This is a genomic window from Paenibacillus sp. OT2-17 (genome assembly GCF_009827695.1).
Taxonomy (GTDB): domain Bacteria; phylum Bacillota; class Bacilli; order Paenibacillales; family Paenibacillaceae; genus Paenibacillus; species Paenibacillus polymyxa_B.
The window spans coordinates 1-510 of sequence record NZ_WUDQ01001062.1 but is presented as its reverse complement, the minus strand read 5'-3'; the positions used below and the strand labels follow the sequence as shown (position 1 = coordinate 510).

Sequence of the window (510 nt, the reverse complement as noted above, 5' to 3'; positions counted from 1 at the left end):
AAGCAGTTTACCGGGGAAGGGAGTGTCCGCCTATGAAATGATGGAGCTTGTCCATCAGAGAGAAATCCAAGCTTTGTTCGTGATGGGCTCTAATCCTGTTGTATCTAACCCGAATGTCCGGCTGGTGGAGGAAGCCCTCAAAAAGCTGAATCTGCTGGTTGTGGCGGATATGTTTCTCACTGAAACCGCGCGGATGGCCGACGTTGTTTTGCCTGTGACGTCTTATTTGGAGAATACGGGGACGATGACCAATCTGGAGGGCCGCGTTCTGCTACGGGAAGCTGCGAGGTCCGCACCAGGCGAGGCTAGAGATGACTGGAATATTTTGTGTCAGGTAGCTGCAAAGTTAAACAAGAGCAGCTATTTCTCGTACAGGGATGCTGAGCATATCTTTGAAGAACTGCGGCTTGCCAGCCGGGGCGGTCCTGCCGATTATTATGGGATCACATATGACAGGTTGCGTCGTGAAGAAGGGGTATATTGGCCATGCCCGTCTACGGCCAGAGCCGG

General features: G+C 52.5%; 1 protein-coding gene. It reads left to right on the top strand.

What is annotated here, in order from left to right; translation table 11 throughout:
- The coding region (locus GRP75_RS29040; protein ID WP_160791115.1) for a molybdopterin oxidoreductase family protein at positions 1 to 510 on the top strand (510 nt) is incomplete at both ends.